Here is a 16,417-nt window from a genome sequence, read left to right as displayed (position 1 = left end):
AGCCCGGCCCGCTGGCCAAGGTCAGTTCGGGACGGACCTGACGTCGGCCGCGAGCCCCTCGGCCAGCGCGTCGCGCAGCGCGACGTCCAGCCAGCGCCGGCCGACGGGGACGACCCGGACCTGCCGGACATCCTCGCGTTCGTCCTCCGGCTCGCCCGCAGTCCCGTTCGCGGTCCGGTCCGCGGCCTCGGACACGCCTCCTTCGCCCGTGGTCTCCTCCCCCACACTGCGGCTGACCACGACCTCCAGCCGGTCCTCGGCCAGGCCCTCGGCGAGTCCCTCGCCCCACTCGACCACGGTGACCGCGTCGGTCACGGAGGTGTCCAGGTCGAGATCGTCGAGTTCGGCCACGCCGCCCAGGCGGTACGCGTCGACGTGCACCAGCGGCGGGCCGCCGACCGTCGACGGGTGCGCGCGGGCGATCACGAAGGTCGGCGAGGTGACCTGGCCGCGAACGCCCAGCCCGTCACCGATCCCCTGCGTCAACGTGGTCTTGCCGGCACCGAGCTCACCCGTCAGTAGCACCAGGTCACCGGCGCGCAGGATCCTCGCCAGCCGCCGGCCGACCTCCTGGGTGTCCTCGACGCTGACCGCCGTGATCTCCACCGGGAGCCGCTTGGCCAGGTGGATGTTCGGCCCGTCCTGGCCGGCCACGAGATAGCCGCGGTGCCGCCAGAACGTGAGCGTGGCCGGCAGCTCGGCGCGGGCGACCAGTCGTACGCCCGCGAGCCCGTGCTCGGCCGCGACCTCCTCGGCACAGCCGACCATCGCGGTGGCCACGCCGCGATGCTGGAACCTCGGGTGCACCGACACCCGGCGCAGGTCGAGCCACCCGTCGTTCTCGGCGAGCAGCATCGCACCGGCGGGGCGGCCGTCGACCTGGGCCAGCAGCCCGCCGTAGGAACGCACCGCGTCCTCGACCGACTGCACGGTCTCCCGCAGCGCGGTTCCCGGTGGGTCCAGGGGCGGCCGGGCGCCGAACGCCGCGTGGATGACGGCCACCAGGGCAGCCGCGTCCGTGGGCTTGGCCTCGACGACGTGCAGGTCGGTCACCGTGTGCGCTCCGCTTCGTCCGCTCGGTCGGTTGTTCTCGGTTCGGGTTGTTCTCGGTTCGGGTTGTTCTCGGTTCGGGTTGTTCTCGGTTCGGCTGGTTCTTCGTACGGGCTTCGTACGGCGGGTTCGCCCGTCGGTCAGCCGGTCTCGTCCACGGGTCGCCTGGTCATCGAACCCGCCGCGGCGGCGGCCCGGCCGAGCAGGTCCAACAGCGCGGCGTTGACCACGTCCGGGTGCTCGATCAGGAACATGTGCCCGCTGTCGGACAGCTCGACGTACTCAGCGGCCGGATGCCGCTCGGCGATCTCCCGGCTGTGCTCCACCGGGGTGATCAGGTCCTCGCGGCCGCCCATGACCAGCGTCTCCACGCCGTGCAGCGCCTCCAGCGCGTGGTACTTGTCGTGCGTGGCGAACCCCGGGTAGAAGTCGGCCACCACCTCGATCGGCGTACCCGCGAGCATCTCCGCCACGAACTCCACCCGCGCCCGGGAGACCTTGGAGCCGAAGGAATAGTGCTTGGTGAGGAAGTACGCCACGTCGCTGCCGGCCTTGCGGCCCCGCTCGATCAGGCCGGGCGCCCGGGAGATCGCGGCCACCGCGGCCGGCGTCAGCCGGTGCACCAGCCGCCCCACCGGGCCGGGCACGCCGAGCGTCACCGAGTCCAGGCCGCCGGCGCTGCTGGCCAGCAACGCGACACCGACGACCCGCTCGGCGAAGATCTCCGGGTGCTGGTCGGCCAGCGCCAGCACCGACATGCCGCCCATCGAGTGGCCGACGAGCATGATCGGGCCCTCCGGGGCGAGTGCGGTGAGCACCTCGGCGAGGTCCTTGCCGAGCTGGTCGACGTTGCACAGGTTGCTGGGTGAGCGGCCGGAGCGGCCGTGGGAACGCTGGTCGTAGAAGACCAGCCGCGCCTCTCCCACCAGCGCGGCCCGCTGGAAGTGCCAGCAGTCGAGGTTGAGGGCGTACCCGTGGCAGAAGACCACGGTGAGCGGGTCGGCCACCCGGGGGCTGGGCTCGTCGACCTCGGCGTACAGCTCCAGGCCGTCGGTGGTCTTCACGATCGTCGGGTCGCCGCGCCGGGTGCCGAGCGGACCGTCGTCGCGCAGGCCGGCGGTGCGGCGCCGGCCGACGACGTAGCGTTCGAGCGCGATCCCGGCGGCGGCACCGGCCGCCAGCATGCCGGTGGCGGCGCCGAGCACACCGGTCCGGCTACCGAGAAGCTCGACCATCCGGTCCGCGCCCTCGGACCGGCCGGTGCCGCCCGCCCTGCCCGGCCGGGCGGCCCTGGCAGCCTTCGCGACCCGGGACACCCGGGCGGAGCGGCCGAGCCTGCCCACCTGACCGGCGCGCTCGACGGCGCGGCCGACGGGGTTCTGCTCGTCGTCTGCCATCAGGCCCGCCCCCCGACGTAGTGCCGGGGAACCCGGGCGCCGACGCGGGTGACGATCTCCCAGGAGATCGTGCCGGTGGCGTCGGCCCAGTCCTGGGCGGTCGGCTCTCCGGAGGTCCCCGTGCCGAACAGGATCACCTCGTCTCCGGCGACGGTGGCGTCGTCGCCGAGATCGAGTACGAACTGGTCCATGCACACGGTGCCGGCGATCGTACGCCGCCGGCCGCCGGCCCACACCGGCCCGACGTTGCTCGCCGCCCGCGGCACCCCGTCGGCGTACCCCAGCGGCACCAGGCCGAGCGTGGTCTCGGCGGAGGTGACGTACCGATGGCCGTACGACACGCCCTCCCCGGCCGGCACGCGTTTGACCAGCGCCAGCCGGGCCCGCACCGACATCGCGGGGACCAGGCCGAGCTCCTCCGGCGAGGACACCTCGGGCACCGGGGACAGGCCGTACACGGCGAGGCCGGGGCGTACGAGGTCGAAGTGGGTGTCGGGCCGGGTGAGTGTCGCGGCGGAGTTGGCGAGGTGGCGCACCTCGGGGCGGACCCCCACCCGCTCGGCGAACGCCACCGCCTCCTCGAACACCGCGAGCTGCCGGTCGACCGACGGGTGGCCCAGCTCGTCGGCACACGCCAGGTGGGACCAGATCCCGGCGACCCGGACCGTGCCCTCCGCCTCGGCGCTCAGCGCCGCGTCGATCAGGGCCGGCCAGTCCTTCCGGCCCGCGCCGCCGCGGTTGAGCCCGCTGTCGATCTTCAGGTGCACCTGCGCGGTGGTGTCAGCGTGCTCGGCCGCCTCGGCGATCTCGTTCAGCTGCCAGGCGGAGTAGGCGGCGACGTCGACGCCGGCGGCCACCGCAGGCTGCCAGCGCTCGCCCGGCGCGGCCAGCCAGGACAGGATCCGCGGCGCGGTGAGCCCGGCCGCCCGCAGGGCCAGCGCCTCCTCGACCGTGGCCACGCCCAGCCATCCGGCTCCGCCGTCGACCGCGGCCCGGGCCGCCGGCACCAGGCCGTGGCCGTAGCCGTCGGCCTTGACCACGGCCAGCACGGCGGGGCCGCCGACCCGGCCGCGGATCGCCTCGACGTTGGCGCGGATGGCGGCGAGGTCGATGCGTGCCTCGGCACGGCCGGTGGCGCTGCCGTGCTCGGGCGCGGCAGCGCATGCGGCGGCGCCGTCCGCGCCCTGCCGGCCCGCGGCGGCGCGGGGTGATTGCGTTCGACCTGTGTCCATCTCTTTGCCCGTTCGACCTTGGTGCTCGTTTCGACGTGCTGTGTGCTCGAACTGTTGCCCAACGTCCGGCAGCCCGCGATCCGGGCGACCTGCGTTCACGACGGCTCCAGTGTTCCAGGCCGCACCCCCAGGGTCGGCCCGGGCAGGGCCGCCACGCCTGCCCGCGCACTCCCAAGGTCGGTCCAGGCAGGCCGCCGGGTCACCGCGCGCCTCCCGGGGCTGGCCGGACAGACCCGGTCGGGTCGTCAGGATTCGTTGCCAAAGGGCCCTAAGCTCGGCCCTTGTGAACGAACGCCGGAATCCGGGCGGGCCGGCCAACCCGTACGGCGCGCTGACCGACGTGCCGGACGTGCTGGTGGGGCAGGTCGAGCGCGTCGGTGGCGGCTGGCTGACCGGCGTCACGGCGGTGATCCCGCCCTCGGGGACCATCGGCGCCGTGGACGTCCGCGGCGGCGGGCCAGGCACCCACGAGACGGACGCGCTGGCACCTGGGACGCTGGTCGACACCGTGGACGCGGTGACGCTGGCCGGCGGAAGCTCGTTCGGGCTGGCCGCGGCCACCGGCGTGCAGCGCTGGTGTGAGGAACAGGGCCGCGGCGTCGCCATCGGCCCGGAAGCCGTGGTGCCGGTGGTGCCGGCCGCGATCGTCTTCGACCTGGGCAAGGGCGGGGACCTCCGCAACCGCCCGGACGCCGACCTCGGCTACGCCGCCGCCACCGAGGCCGCCGGCGGGGTGGTCCGCACCGGCTCGGTGGGGGCGGGTACCGGTGCGTCGTTCAGCCTCCCCCGGCTCAAGGGCGGCGTGGGTACGGCGAGCGTGCGGCTTCCCGGCGGCATCGTGGTCGGCGCGCTGGTGGTGGCCAACGCCTACGGCTCGCCCTGCCTGGACGACACCGGTGCGCTGCTGGCCGCGCAGTACGTCGCCGACGAGGCACTCCGGCCGGGAGTCCCCTCGCCTGCCGAGCATGCCCGGGCGCAGGCGGACCCGGCGGGCGGCGCGGGTGCTTCGGCCGACTCTCCGGACGTCCTCAACACCACCCTCGCCGTCGTGGCCACGAACGCCCGGCTCACCCACCCGCAGACGCTGCGGATGGCGGCCGCGGCCCACGACGGCCTGGCCCGGTCGGTCCGGCCGGTGCACACCCTGGTCGACGGGGACACCGTCTTCGCCCTGGCCACGGGCACGGCCGAGGTGGTCGCCGCCGCGCCGGTGGCCTGGCCCGGCGCCGCCGAGATCGGTGGCGCGGCCGCGGTGCAGGCGGCCGCCGCCGACGCGGTCACGCTCGCGATGGTGGACGCCGTCCTCGCCGCCACGCGGGTCCGCACCCCGGCCGTGGACCTGCCGGGCTACCTCGACCGCTATCCCTCCGCGCGCCCGCCCGGGCGTTCGGACCGCAGCCTGCCGTCGGCGTAGACCAGCGCGCGCCCGAAGATACCGGCACCGTCTCCCGGCCGACGGGTGCGTCCGCGCCGACGAAGGCCCGCAGCGTGAGCGGCCCCAGGTCGAGCACGAACTCGGTGAAGTGGCCGCGCGGCACCTCCCGGACCACCCGCGCGCCGGCACACCGCTCCACCACGGTCGTCAGGCGTCCCCGGCGGCCGCGTCCCCGGCGGCGCTCCGGACGAACCGGTAGGCGTCCGGAAGGGCGGCGGCGATGTCCTCGGCGACGATCGGGCCGCCGCGCGAGGCGAGTACGCCGGCCGTCTCGTGCAGGAAGCAACCCACGCTGCCCGCGTCCAGCGGCGACAGCCCGCCGGCCAGCAGCGCACCACAGATGCCGGACAGCACGTCGCCGGACCCGGCGGTCGCCACCCAGGGTGTGCCCACCAAGTTGACCCGGACGGGACCGCTCGGCGCCGCCACCACCGTGGTCGCGCCCTTGAGCAGCACGGTGGCGTTCCAGCGGTCGGCGGCCGCCCGCGCGTAGTGCAGCCGACGGGCCGTGACGTCCGTACGCTCCACCTCGAGCATCCGGGCTAGCTCACCCTCGTGCGGAGTGAGCAGGACCTCGCCCTCGCACCGCCCGAGCACGTGCCGCAGGCCGTCGGCGTCGACCAGCACGGGCACGCCCCCGGCCAGCGCGCGGGCGACGTCGTCGGCGCGTTCGGGCGCCTCGCCCAGACCGGACCCGACCACCCAGGCCTGCACCCTGCCCTCGCCCACGACGACCTCGGGCCGGCGTGCCCGGACCAGCCGGGCGGGTTCGTCCGGCCCGACGTAGCGGACCATGCCGAGGGGCCCGCCCAGGGCGCCGCTGACCGCGAGCACCGCCGCGCCGGTGTACTGCTCGGAGCCGGCCACCACGCCGAGCACGCCGCGGGAGTACTTGTGCGAGGTGCGGTCCGGCGCCGGGAGCAGGGCGGCCACGTCGGTGGCCTGCAGCGACTCCGCCGCCGGCTCCGGGAGGTACGGGCCGAGCCCGATGTCGACCAGGTGGACCACCCCGGCGGCGGAGGCGCCCGGGTCGACGAACAGGCCCACCTTGTGGGTGCCGAACGTCACCGTCACCGCGGCGCGCACGTGCGGCTCGGGCGTCTCACCGGTGTCCACGTCGATGCCGGACGGCACGTCGACCGCGACCACGGGTACGTCGTACCGCTGGACCAGGTCCATCACCGCGACGGCGTCCGGGCGCAGGCCGGGCTTGCCCCCGATGCCGACGATGCCGTCGAGCACCAGATCGGCGCGGGCCACCGCGTCCTCGCGGTCGTCCTCGGACACCACGTGACCGCCGGCAGCACGCAGTGCGGCCAGGCCACCGGCGTGCGTCTTGTCCGGGTTCAGCAGGATCGCGGCCACCCGGGCGCCGCGCCGGGCGAGCCGGGCTCCGGCGTACAACGCGTCGCCGCCGTTCGCCCCCGACCCCGCCACGATCAGGACGTCGGCGCCGTAGGCGCCGCCGAGGAAGTCCACGCAGGCGTGGGCAAGTCCGGTCGCGGCGCGGTCCATCAACGTGCCCTCGGGCACGGTCGCCATCAGCGCGGCCTCGGCGGCCCTGATCTGGACGACGGTGTGCGCGGTGCGCATCGGCTGTGGTCAGCCCCTCTCGAGTACGACGACCGCCGAGGCGATCCCGGCGTCGTGCGACATGGACAGGTGCATGGAGGTGACGCCCAGCTTCTCGGTCTGCGCGGCCACCGTGCCGCGGACCGCGAGCCAGGGCCGGCCGTCGTCGTCGGTGATCACCTCGGCGTCGTGCCAGCGCATGCCGACCGGGGCGCCGAGCGCCTTGGCCAGCGCCTCCTTCGCCGCGAACCGCGCGGCCAGGCCCGCGATCGGGCGGGTGCGCTCGACGTCGGTGAACAGCCGGGTGCGTAACCCGGGCGTACGGTCCAGGGTCGCCTCGAATCGGTCGACGTCGACCACGTCGATTCCCAGCCCGACGATCATCCCTCCATCCTTGCGCATCACTCCCGCCGTATGCGTAAGGCAGGCCCTTGCCCTCACAGGTGCCGGTCACGGCGGACCGGTTGGCCGGGGCCGAAGACCTCGCGGTCGGCCTCGTCGCCCAGCGACGTGGACGCCAGGCGCTGCAGCAACGCGGACAGCTCGGGGTGCTCCTCCGGTCGCCAGCCGTCGAGCCGCCGGCCGAGCGCAGCCCGCCGGGTGGCCACCAACTGGTCCACCGCCGCCAGCCCGGACGGGGTGACCTCGAGGTGGCCGTCGTCTCGGGTGACGTACCCCGCGGCCAGCAACGTGTCGACGTGCGGCCGGGCACGTTCGGGTGGTACCCGCGCCATCGCGGCCAGGTCGGCGGCCCGCACCGGGCCGGCGCGGGCGATCCGGCACAGCGCCCACAGCGAGCCGGCCGGAAGTGCGACGCCCGCGGCCTGACCGAGCTGCTGGTACATCCCGCGGGCCCGATCGTCGCGGCGCACCAGCAGACCGAGCGCGCGTTCGATCTCCTCCTGCGACGTGCACACGGTCGTCCGCCCGGGCATGCCCTCGCCGTAGTCGGCGGTGGCGGTGGTGGCGGCCGTCGCCCGCAGCGGAAGCTCCCGCAGGTACCACGCCAGGACGAACGCCGCGAGCGCCACCGGTGTCGCCCACACGAAGACCGAGTGGATCGACACCGCGTACGCGTGCAGCAGCGCCTGCCGCACCTCCGGCGGGAGCGCGGCCATCCGGGCCGGTTCGCGGGCGATCGCGGTCGGGTCGAACCCACCGGGCAGCGGCCGCCCGTGCAGGGCGGACGCGACGTTGCCGAGCAACTGGTTGGAGAAGATCGCACCGAACACCGCCGTGCCGAACGCGCCACCGATCGACCGGAAGAACGTCACCCCCGACGTGGCCGCGCCGAGGTCTGAGTAGTCGACCGCGTTCTGCACCGCGGTGAGCAGCACCTGCATCACCAGCCCCAGCCCGGCGCCGAGCACGAGCAGGGAGCCGGCGATCGCCTGGGTGGTGGAGTACTCGTCCAGCCGGGAGCACAGGAACAGCCCCACCGCGATCGTCGGCGTGCCCACCAGCGGGAAGACGCGGTAGTGGCCGGTACGGCTGACCACCAGCCCGCTGGCCACCGACGTGGCCAGCAGCCCGAGCACCATCGGCAGCAGGTAGATCCCCGACAGCGTAGGGCTGACCTGGTGCACCACCTGCAGGAACAGCGGCAGGAACGCCAGCGCGCCGAACATCACGAACCCCACCACGAAGCCGATCGCGGCACCGATCCGGAAGACCGGCAGCGCCAGCAACCGGGGACTGAGGACCGGCTCGGCCGCGCGGCGTTCGACCGCGAGCCAGGCGCCGACGAAGCCGGCGGACGCCACGAACAGCCCGGCGATCACCGGCGAGGTCCAGGCGTACTGAGTGCCTCCCCACGACGTCGCCAGCACCAGGCAGGTCGCGGCTCCGGCCAGGGTCAGCGCACCGAGGTAGTCGATGCGGTGCCGCACCCCCGCGCGGGCGGCCGTCCGGGGCGGAAGCACCACCGCGACCACGGCCAGCGCGACCGCACCCAGCGGCACGTTGATGTAGAACACCCACCGCCAGCCGAGGTTGGTCACGAAGAAGCCGCCGAGCAGCGGGCCCGCGACGCTCGCGATTCCGAACACCCCGCCGAAGATCCCCTGGTAGCGGCCGCGTTCGCGGGGGCTCACCACTTCGCCGACCAGGGCCATGGTCAGCACGATCAGCCCGCCGCCACCGACGCCCTGCAGCGCCCGGAAGCCGATCAGCTCCCCCATCGACCGGGCCTGTCCGCACAGCACCGAACCGACCAGGAAGACGAGGATCGCGGCCTGGAAGAGGCGTTTGCGGCCGTACTGGTCGCCGAGTTTGCCCCACAGCGGCGTGGAGACCGTCGAGGCCAGGAGGTACGCGCTGACCACCCAGGACAGGTGGGTGAGCCCGCCCAGGTCGCTCACGATCGTGGGCAGCGCGGTGGCCACGATGGTCTGGTCGAGGGCGGCCAGCAGCATGGCCAGCATCAGTGCGGTGAAGATCGCGGCCAACCGGCGGGGAGGCGCCGCCGTCGGCGCCTCGGCGATCTGGCTGGCTGGTCCGCTCATCCGCCGGTCCCGGGGTCGGGCCGCCGCGGCCGGCGGCCTGTCGTCTCTCCCGCGAACCGTAGCTCGGCGCCGCCGCCGCGAAGGCACCCGAACGCATCGTTGGTCACGTTACGTGCACACTTGGCGCCGGGGGCGCGACCCGAGGTCGGTGAGGCTGTCCTCGCTACCGTCTGCCGGTCGTACTGGCTAGCGTTCCCCCATGAGTGACGCGCGGGCCGAAACCGGCACGGAGGACATCCACGCGAACGACGCGGGCCAGGGCATCGGCAGCGTCTCCAACAGGCTGAACTGGCTGCGTGCGGGCGTCCTCGGCGCCAACGACGGGATCGTCTCCGTCGCGGGCATCGTCGTGGGCGTCGCCGCCGCCACCGCCGAGGTCTCGGCGATCCTGGTGGCCGGCGTCGCCGGTCTGCTGGCCGGGGCCTTCTCCATGGCTGCGGGCGAGTATGTCTCGGTGAGCACTCAGCGTGACACCGAGAAGGCGCTGCTGGACAAGGAGCGCTGGGAACTCGCCAACATGCCCGACCAGGAGCTGGAGGAGCTGGCGAGGATGTGGGAGGCCAAGGGCATCTCGCCCGGGCTGGCCCGCAAGATCGCCGAGGAGCTCACCGAGCGGGACGCCCTCCGGGCGCACGCCGAGATCGAGTTCGGGATCGACCCCGACGACCTCACCAGTCCCTGGAACGCCGCCCTGGCGTCGTTCGTCGCGTTCACCGTCGGCGCGCTGCTGCCGTTGGCGGCGATCATCTTCCCACCGACCAGCCTGCGGGTCCCGATCACGTTCGGCGCCGTCGTGATCGCCCTGGTGATCACCGGCACCGTCAGTGCCCGCCTGGGCGGCGCCAAGGCCCGCCGCGCCGCCATCCGCACGGTCGTCGGCGGCGCGCTCGCGATGGTGGTGACCTACGTCGTCGGCCACCTGGTGGGCGTCGGCGTCTGACAGCCCGGGCGCCGGGCAGGCTCTACTCGACCGTCACCGACTTGGCGAGGTTGCGCGGCTGGTCCACGTCGTTGCCCCGCGCCATCGCGAGCTCGCAGGCGAAGATCTGCAGCGGGACCGTCGCGACCAGCGGCTGCAGCAGGGTGGGCACCCTGGGCAGGCTGATCAGTGTGTCCGCCCACGGGACGACGGACTCGTCACCCTCCTCGGCGAGCACGATCGTGCGGGCGCCGCGGGCCCGGATCTCCTGCACGTTGCTGACGATCTTGTCGTGCAGGACGTCACGGCCGCGCGGGGGTACGACCACCACGACCGGCAGCCCCTCCTCGATCAGCGCGATCGGCCCGTGCTTCAGCTCGCCCGCCGCGAACGCCTCCGCGTGCATGTAGGCGAGCTCCTTGAGCTTCAGCGCACCCTCCAGCGCCACGGGGTAGCCCACGTGCCGGCCGATGAACAGCACCGACTTCGCCGTCGCGAGCTCACGCGCCAGCGCCCGGATGTCGGACATCGTGCCCAGCACCGCTCGTACCGCCGCGGGCATCCTGTCCAGCTGGTCGACCTCGGCGGCCACCTCGTCACCGAACTTCGACTCGCGCACCTGGGCGAGGTAGAGGCCGATGAGGTAGCAGGCCACCACCTGGGTGAGGAACGTCTTGGTCGCGGCCACCCCGACCTCGGGGCCGGCGTGGGTGTAGAGCACGGCGTCGGACTCGCGCGGGATCGTCGAGCCGTTCGTGTTGCAGATCGCGAGCACCCGGGCCCGCTGCTCGCGGGCGTGCCGCAGCGCCATCAGGGTGTCCATCGTCTCTCCGGACTGGGAGATCGCGATCACCAGCGTGGCGCGGTTCAGGATCGGGTCGCGGTAGCGGAACTCGCTGGACAGCTCGACCTCGCAGGGGATGCGGGTCCAGTGCTCGATGGCGTACTTCGCGGTGAGGCCGGCGTAGAACGCCGAACCACAGGCGATGATGACGATCTTGTCGATCTCGCGCAGCTCGTCGTGGGACAGCCGCATCTCGTCCAGCCGGAGCCGGCCCTGCGGCGTGAGCCGGCCGAGCAGCGTGTCGGCGACCGCCTTCGGCTGCTCGGCGATCTCCTTCAGCATGAAGTAGTCGTGGCCACCCTTCTCGGCGGCGGAGATGTCCCAGTCGACGTGGTAGTCGCGGGTCGGCGCCGGCTGGCCGGCGAAGTCGGTGACGGTCACCGAGTCCGCGGTGATCTCCACCACCTGGTCCTGGCCCAGCTCGACCGCGTTGCGGGTGTGCTCGATGAACGCCGCCACGTCGGAGGCGAGGAAGTTCTCCCCCTCACCGCGGCCCACGACCAGCGGGGAGTTGCGGCGGGCGCCGACCACGACGTCCGGCGCCTCCGCGTGCACCGCGACCAGGGTGAACGCGCCGTCCAGCCGGCGGCACACGCGACGCATCGCCTCGGCGAGGTCGTGGCCGCTGGGCTCCCAGGCGTCCTCCAGCAGGTGGGCGACCGCCTCGGTGTCGGTCTGGGAGGTCAGCTGGTGCCCCTGCGCCTCCAGCTCCGCACGCAGGGCCGCGAAGTTCTCGATGATGCCGTTGTGGACGACCGCCATCCGGCCCGCGCAGTCGATGTGCGGGTGCGCGTTGGGGTCGGTCGGCGCCCCGTGGGTGGCCCAGCGGGTGTGGCCCATCGCCGTGCCGCTGGCCGGCAGGGGGTCCTCGCTGAGCGCCGCCTGGAGGTTGGCGAGCTTGCCGGCCCGCTTGCGGACCCGCACCCCGCCGCGGTCGGCGACCGCGACCCCGGCCGAGTCGTACCCGCGGTACTCCAGCCGCCGCAGGCCCTCGACCACGACGTCGACACCCTTGGTCGAACCCGAACCTACGTACCCGACGATTCCACACATGGAAGCTCAGGGTAGCCACCGGGGGTGAACGCCGGGCGACCATCGGGCAAGAGACGGCCTTCCGAGTACCGCCTGTGACCGGGCCGAACGGCGGCCAGGGAAGAATCAGGGACATGCAGCGCATCCGGGAGGCCCGCCTCGTGAACGGCACGACCACGCCGTACGTCGAACTCGACCGGGCCGCCTGGTCCCGGCTGGCCGCCTCCACCCCCCTCCCCCTCACAGCCGAGGACGTCGAACGCCTGCGCGGCCTGGCCGACGAGATCGACCTGACCGAGGTCCGCGAGGTCTACCTCCCGCTCACCCGGCTGCTCAACCTCTACGTCCAGGCCACCGGCGCCCTGCACCAGGCCACCCAGACGTTCCTGACCAGTGAGCCCCCGCATTCGGGAGAGAACGCCGGAACCGGGGGGAAAAACACGAACGGCGGAACCGGCACGAACGGCGGTGCCGCCCCGACGGCCGCGCGGACGCCGTTCGTCATCGGCATCGCCGGCTCGGTCGCCGTGGGCAAGAGCACGGTCGCCCGGCTGCTGCGCGAGCTCCTCGCCCGCTGGCCGGACCACCCGCGGGTCTCGCTGGTCACCACCGACGGCTTCCTGCTCCCGAACGCCGAACTGGAACGCCGGGGCCTCCTGCAGCGCAAGGGTTTCCCCGAGTCCTACGACCAGCGGGCGCTGCTGAGGTTCGTGGTGGCGGTGAAGTCCGGTGCCCCGGTGGTCACCGCGCCGGTCTACTCGCACCTGAAGTACGACATCGTTCCGGACAAGCGTCTCGAGGTGCGCGCACCGGACATCCTGCTCATCGAGGGCCTGAACGTCCTGCAACCGGCGCGCGCCCACGAGGACGGACGGCGCGGCCTCGCGGTGAGTGACTTCTTCGACTTCTCGATCTACCTCGACGCCTCGCCCGCCGACGTCCGCGAGTGGTACGTCAGGCGGTTCCTGGCGCTGCGGGAGACGGCGTTCCGCGACGAGGAGTCGTACTTCCGCAGGTACGCCGACCTCAGCCACGCCGAGGCGGTCGAGCGCGCCTGCCGGCTGTGGGACACCATCAACGGCCCCAACCTCGAACAGAACGTCCAGCCCACCAGAGGACGGGCCCGGCTGGTGCTGCACAAGGGCTCAGACCACTCGGTGACCCGGGTGCGGCTCCGCAAGATCTGAGCGGCCGGGCTACAGGTCGCGCTGCCACTCCTGGCAGTAGTCCATGATCCGGTAGCCGAGCTCGACGTTCACCGCCACCATCGGGCCGTTCTGCACGGCGTTCCAGGTGTCGATGCGGGCCACCTCCGGGTGCGCCTCCGCCAGCGCCCGGGTGTTGGCGACCTTCAGCGCCAGGCCGAGCCGGTGACCGCGGTGCGCGGCGAGCACCAGGGTGTCCCACTGGTAGGCCCGGCCGGGCTCGTGCCGGGGTACGGCGAGCTGGGTGTGGCCGGCGAGGGTTCCGTCCGGCGCGACGGCGACGGTGGTGTGCAGGGCCCGGCCCTGTGCGGCCGCGCGATCCTCGCTCTCCCGCAGCCGGGCGACGTCCCAGACCTCCTGCTCGTAGTCCATGTCACCCATCGGTGCGTCCACCGACAGCCGGCCCTTGAGCTCGGCGTACTGCTCGGCGTACTCCGCGGGACACGGACCCGACCAGGACACCAACCGGTAGTCCGACGCGCGCTGGGCGGCCTTGCCGGCGAGCGTGCGCAGGTGCACCGGCTCGACCGGCAGCCGCAACTGCCGGCGCAGCTCGGTGTTGCGCAGGGTGAAGCCGACCCTGTGGGCGAACGCCACACCCGGCCACTCCTCCTGCGGTGCGCCGTCGGGGACGTTCACCTCGGTCATCAGGCTGGAGCGGCCCTCGGCACGCGCCCGCTCGGCGACGTGGGCGTACAACGCGCCGCCCACGCCTCGCCGCCGGTGCTCCGGTGGGACTCCGATCTCGAAGATCGCCAGCCGTGGGTTCTCCCGCAGCGGGAGCTGGAGCTCGCCCGCACCGACGACCTCGCCACTGCCGTCGACGGCGACGAACGCCTCCCTGCGCATGCTGGAGTCCGGCGAACGGTAGAGGACCAGGACTTCCGGGAGGGTCCACGCGGGCGGGTCCAGCAGGCCTGCCATCAGGCCGGTGTGGAACACCTTGTGCCAGCGGGCCATGGCGGCGTCGTCGCCGATGTCGACCGGCGAGATCGTCACCGGCGCGGCGTCATACGCCTCGCCACCACTGCCCGGCTTCGTCTGCTCTTGGACGTCGTTGTCTTCGCGCACGCGGGGAGCCTGTCACGACCGACTTCCGCCCCGCAACGGCGTTTCGTCAACGCGTCACAGGTCGACGCCGGTACCCGGCTGCAGCCGGGTGAAGGTCGCGTCCAGCGGCCGCGCGGCGACGCCCAGCCAGTTGTCCACCACCATCGCACCCTTCTCGTTGACCATGGCGTCGTGGATGGCGTACGCCCGCTCCGGTGCGACGGCCCGCGCGTAGTCGATCAATTCCGAGGCCTTGAGCCAGGGCGCGTCGACCGGCAGGAGCAGGGTCCGCACCCGCTCGTCCGGCACGGTGAAGGAGTCGCCGGGGTGGAAGACCTCGTGGTCGACGAGGAAGCCGACGTTCGGCACCACCGGGATCTCCTTGTGCAGAAGGGCGTGTTCGGCGCCGTGCACCGAGACCTCGAAGCCGGCGCACTCGAACCGGTCGCCGGCCCGCACCACGCGTACGCGTTCGCCGCCGTCCTCGTCGCTCCCGGCACCGAGCTGTGCGGCCACTCCGGCGTGCGTCCAGACCCGAAGGTGGGGGTTGGCGCGCAGTGCCGCCCGTACGCCGTCGACGTCCACGTGGTCGAAGTGCTCGTGGGTCACGAGGACCGCGTCCGCGCCGTCCAGCGCCTCCGGACCGCTCCACGTCCCGGGGTCGACGACCAGGGTCGCGCCGTCCTTCTCCAGCCGTACGCAGGCGTGTCCGAGCTTGGTGAGCCGCACGTGTCAACCTCCCGTTGCCGTACCGAAAAGGGGCCGGACTCCGGCCGGCCGAGAGCCGGTCCGGTCCGTCGAGGTGTGGTGCTACGCCGCCGGCCTACAGAGCCAGCGCGCGCTGAACCGTCTGGGCGAGCCGGTCGGCCACCTGCTGCGCGTGTTCGACCGTCGGCGCCTCGACCATGACCCGTACGACGGGCTCGGTGCCCGAGGGCCGGAGTACGACCCGGCCGGTCTCCCCGAGCTCGGCGGTCGCGGCAGCCACCGCGGCGGCCACGTCGGGGTCGGCGTCGGCACGGGTCCGGTCGACGCCACGGACGTTGACCATGACCTGCGGAAGCCTGGTCATCACCGAGGCCAGCTCGTCCAGCGGCCGTCCGGTGGACGCCATCCGCGCCAGCAGGTGCGCCGCGGCCAGTACACCGTCGCCGGTGGTGGCGTGGTCGAGCAGGACGACGTGCCCGGACTGCTCGCCACCGAGGTTGAACTTGCCGGCCTTCATGGCTTCCAGGACGTACCGGTCGCCGACCTTGGTCTGCTCGACCGCGATGCCCTCACGCTGCATGGCCTGGGAGAACCCGAGGTTGCTCAACACGGTGGCGACCACGGTGTCGGAGGCGAGCCGGCCGGCGTCGCGCAGGCTGAGGGCGAGGATCGCCAGGATCTGGTCGCCGTCGACGACGTTGCCGAACCGGTCGACCGCGAGGCACCGGTCGGCGTCACCGTCGTGGGCGATGCCGACATCGGCTCGGTGCTCGGCGACCGCGGCGATCAGCGACTCCAGGTGCGTGGAGCCGCAGCCGTCGTTGATGTTCAGGCCGTCGGGCTCGGCGTGGATCGCGGTCACGTTCGCACCCAGCCGGCCCAGGGTCTCCGGTGCGGTGCGGTAGGCGGCGCCGTTGGCGCAGTCGACCACGACCCGGAGCCCGTCGAGGCGGTTGGGCGCCGACCGCACCAGGTGGGCGACGTAGGCGTCGAACCCGTCCCGGTCGTCGGTGACCCGGCCCACGCCCGCGCCGGTGGGACGCTGCCAGGGCTCGCGCAGGCGGGCCTCGATGAGGTCCTCGAGGGTGTCGTCGAGCTTGTGCCCGCCCTTGGAGAAGAACTTCACGCCGTTGTCCGGCATCGGGTTGTGCGACGCGGACAGCATCACGCCGACGTCGACGCCCATGGCGTCGGTCAGGTGTGCGACCGCGGGCGTCGGGATGACGCCGAGACGTACGACGTCGATGCCGGCGCCCGCCAGGCCTGCTACGACCGCGGCCTCCAGGAACTCCCCGGAGGCACGCGGGTCACGGCCGACCACTGCCCGTGGCCGGTGTCCCTCGAACGCGCCGACCTCGCCGAGCACGTGCGCCGCAGCGACCGACAGGTCGAGGGCGAGTTCGGCGGTGAGCTCGCCGTTGGCGAGCCCCCGCACCCCGTCGGTGCCGAACAGCCGGCCCACGGTGAGG

At 73.4% G+C, this 16,417-nt stretch carries 13 protein-coding genes; 3 read left to right on the top strand and 10 right to left on the bottom strand.

The genetic code is table 11. The features are described from left to right. Positions 1-21: 21 nt before the first annotated feature. From tsaE to alr, 3 genes are all read right to left on the bottom strand, one after another. Positions 22-1,053, bottom strand: a complete 1,032-nt coding sequence (gene tsaE, locus ABZV93_RS01825) for a tRNA (adenosine(37)-N6)-threonylcarbamoyltransferase complex ATPase subunit type 1 TsaE (protein ID WP_354928682.1) — start codon at positions 1,051-1,053, stop codon at positions 22-24. Positions 1,054-1,190: 137 nt separating this feature from the next. Continuing rightward, the gene (locus tag ABZV93_RS01820; protein WP_354928679.1) at positions 1,191-2,447 is read right to left on the bottom strand and encodes an alpha/beta hydrolase; all 1,257 of its coding nucleotides are present in this window, start codon (positions 2,445-2,447) and stop codon (positions 1,191-1,193) included. Further along, complete coding sequence (gene alr, locus ABZV93_RS01815; RefSeq protein ID WP_354928676.1) at positions 2,447-3,679, bottom strand: alanine racemase; 1,233 nt, start codon at positions 3,677-3,679, stop codon at positions 2,447-2,449. Before alr ends, ABZV93_RS01820 begins: the two co-directional genes overlap by 1 nt. A gap of 283 nt (positions 3,680-3,962) precedes the next feature. Between alr and ABZV93_RS01810 the strand changes: the two genes are divergently transcribed. Next, positions 3,963-5,093: a P1 family peptidase gene (locus ABZV93_RS01810; protein ID WP_354928673.1), complete on the top strand. Its 1,131-nt coding sequence runs from the start codon at positions 3,963-3,965 to the stop codon at positions 5,091-5,093. 168 nt (positions 5,094-5,261) lie between these two features. On the opposite strand, the gene ABZV93_RS01805 is transcribed toward ABZV93_RS01810, so the two are convergent. From ABZV93_RS01805 to ABZV93_RS01795, 3 genes are read right to left on the bottom strand one after another with little or no spacing between them, the layout of a single operon-like run. Continuing rightward, positions 5,262-6,707, bottom strand: coding sequence for an NAD(P)H-hydrate dehydratase (locus tag ABZV93_RS01805; RefSeq protein WP_354928670.1), 1,446 nt, complete (start codon positions 6,705-6,707; stop codon positions 5,262-5,264). 9 nt (positions 6,708-6,716) lie between these two features. Then, on the bottom strand, positions 6,717-7,070 hold the full coding sequence (locus ABZV93_RS01800) for a holo-ACP synthase (protein ID WP_354929732.1): 354 nt from the start codon (positions 7,068-7,070) through the stop codon (positions 6,717-6,719). 53 nt (positions 7,071-7,123) lie between these two features. Beyond that, positions 7,124-9,190, bottom strand: a complete 2,067-nt coding sequence (locus ABZV93_RS01795) for an MDR family MFS transporter (RefSeq protein ID WP_354928667.1) — start codon at positions 9,188-9,190, stop codon at positions 7,124-7,126. A 199-nt stretch (positions 9,191-9,389) separates the two neighbouring features. Between ABZV93_RS01795 and ABZV93_RS01790 the strand changes: the two genes are divergently transcribed. Further along, positions 9,390-10,130 (top strand): VIT family protein, encoded by a 741-nt coding sequence (locus ABZV93_RS01790; RefSeq protein ID WP_354928664.1) that lies wholly within the window; start codon positions 9,390-9,392, stop codon positions 10,128-10,130. 22 nt (positions 10,131-10,152) lie between these two features. Here ABZV93_RS01790 and glmS read toward each other — a convergent pair whose 3' ends face one another. Then, complete coding sequence (gene glmS, locus ABZV93_RS01785; protein ID WP_354928661.1) at positions 10,153-12,006, bottom strand: glutamine--fructose-6-phosphate transaminase (isomerizing); 1,854 nt, start codon at positions 12,004-12,006, stop codon at positions 10,153-10,155. 113 nt (positions 12,007-12,119) lie between these two features. Here glmS and coaA point away from each other — a divergent pair, with 113 nt between their 5' ends. Then, positions 12,120-13,172, top strand: coding sequence for a type I pantothenate kinase (coaA, locus tag ABZV93_RS01780; protein WP_354928658.1), 1,053 nt, complete (start codon positions 12,120-12,122; stop codon positions 13,170-13,172). A gap of 9 nt (positions 13,173-13,181) precedes the next feature. Here the strand turns inward: coaA and ABZV93_RS01775 are convergent, their stop codons facing one another. From ABZV93_RS01775 to glmM, 3 genes are all read right to left on the bottom strand, one after another. Continuing rightward, on the bottom strand, positions 13,182-14,261 hold the full coding sequence (locus tag ABZV93_RS01775; RefSeq protein WP_354928655.1) for a GNAT family N-acetyltransferase: 1,080 nt from the start codon (positions 14,259-14,261) through the stop codon (positions 13,182-13,184). A gap of 54 nt (positions 14,262-14,315) precedes the next feature. After that, a complete protein-coding gene (locus tag ABZV93_RS01770) occupies positions 14,316-14,969 on the bottom strand; it encodes an MBL fold metallo-hydrolase (protein WP_354928652.1) in 654 nt (217 codons plus the stop codon). A 94-nt stretch (positions 14,970-15,063) separates the two neighbouring features. Then, positions 15,064-16,410: a phosphoglucosamine mutase gene (glmM, locus tag ABZV93_RS01765; protein ID WP_354928649.1), complete on the bottom strand. Its 1,347-nt coding sequence runs from the start codon at positions 16,408-16,410 to the stop codon at positions 15,064-15,066. Positions 16,411-16,417: the final 7 nt, after the last annotated feature.

The organism is Actinopolymorpha sp. NPDC004070 (assembly GCF_040610475.1).
In the GTDB taxonomy this organism is placed as follows: Bacteria; Actinomycetota; Actinomycetes; order Propionibacteriales; family Actinopolymorphaceae; genus Actinopolymorpha.
The sequence above is the reverse complement of the archived record's forward strand: the minus strand, read 5'-3'. Positions and strand labels throughout refer to the sequence as shown.

What these genes read in the sequence shown, in the direction of transcription:
- alr (WP_354928676.1), bottom strand. Translation starts at nt 3,679, where the DNA reads ATGGACACAGGTCGAACGCAATCACCCCGCGCCGCCGCGGGCCGGCAG.
- ABZV93_RS01805 (WP_354928670.1), bottom strand. Translation starts at nt 6,707, where the DNA reads ATGCGCACCGCGCACACCGTCGTCCAGATCAGGGCCGCCGAGGCCGCG.
- ABZV93_RS01790 (WP_354928664.1), top strand. Translation starts at nt 9,390, where the DNA reads ATGAGTGACGCGCGGGCCGAAACCGGCACGGAGGACATCCACGCGAAC.
- ABZV93_RS01800 (WP_354929732.1), bottom strand. Translation starts at nt 7,070, where the DNA reads ATGATCGTCGGGCTGGGAATCGACGTGGTCGACGTCGACCGATTCGAG.
- glmS (WP_354928661.1), bottom strand. Translation starts at nt 12,006, where the DNA reads ATGTGTGGAATCGTCGGGTACGTAGGTTCGGGTTCGACCAAGGGTGTC.
- coaA (WP_354928658.1), top strand. Translation starts at nt 12,120, where the DNA reads ATGCAGCGCATCCGGGAGGCCCGCCTCGTGAACGGCACGACCACGCCG.
- ABZV93_RS01820 (WP_354928679.1), bottom strand. Translation starts at nt 2,447, where the DNA reads ATGGCAGACGACGAGCAGAACCCCGTCGGCCGCGCCGTCGAGCGCGCC.
- ABZV93_RS01795 (WP_354928667.1), bottom strand. Translation starts at nt 9,190, where the DNA reads ATGAGCGGACCAGCCAGCCAGATCGCCGAGGCGCCGACGGCGGCGCCT.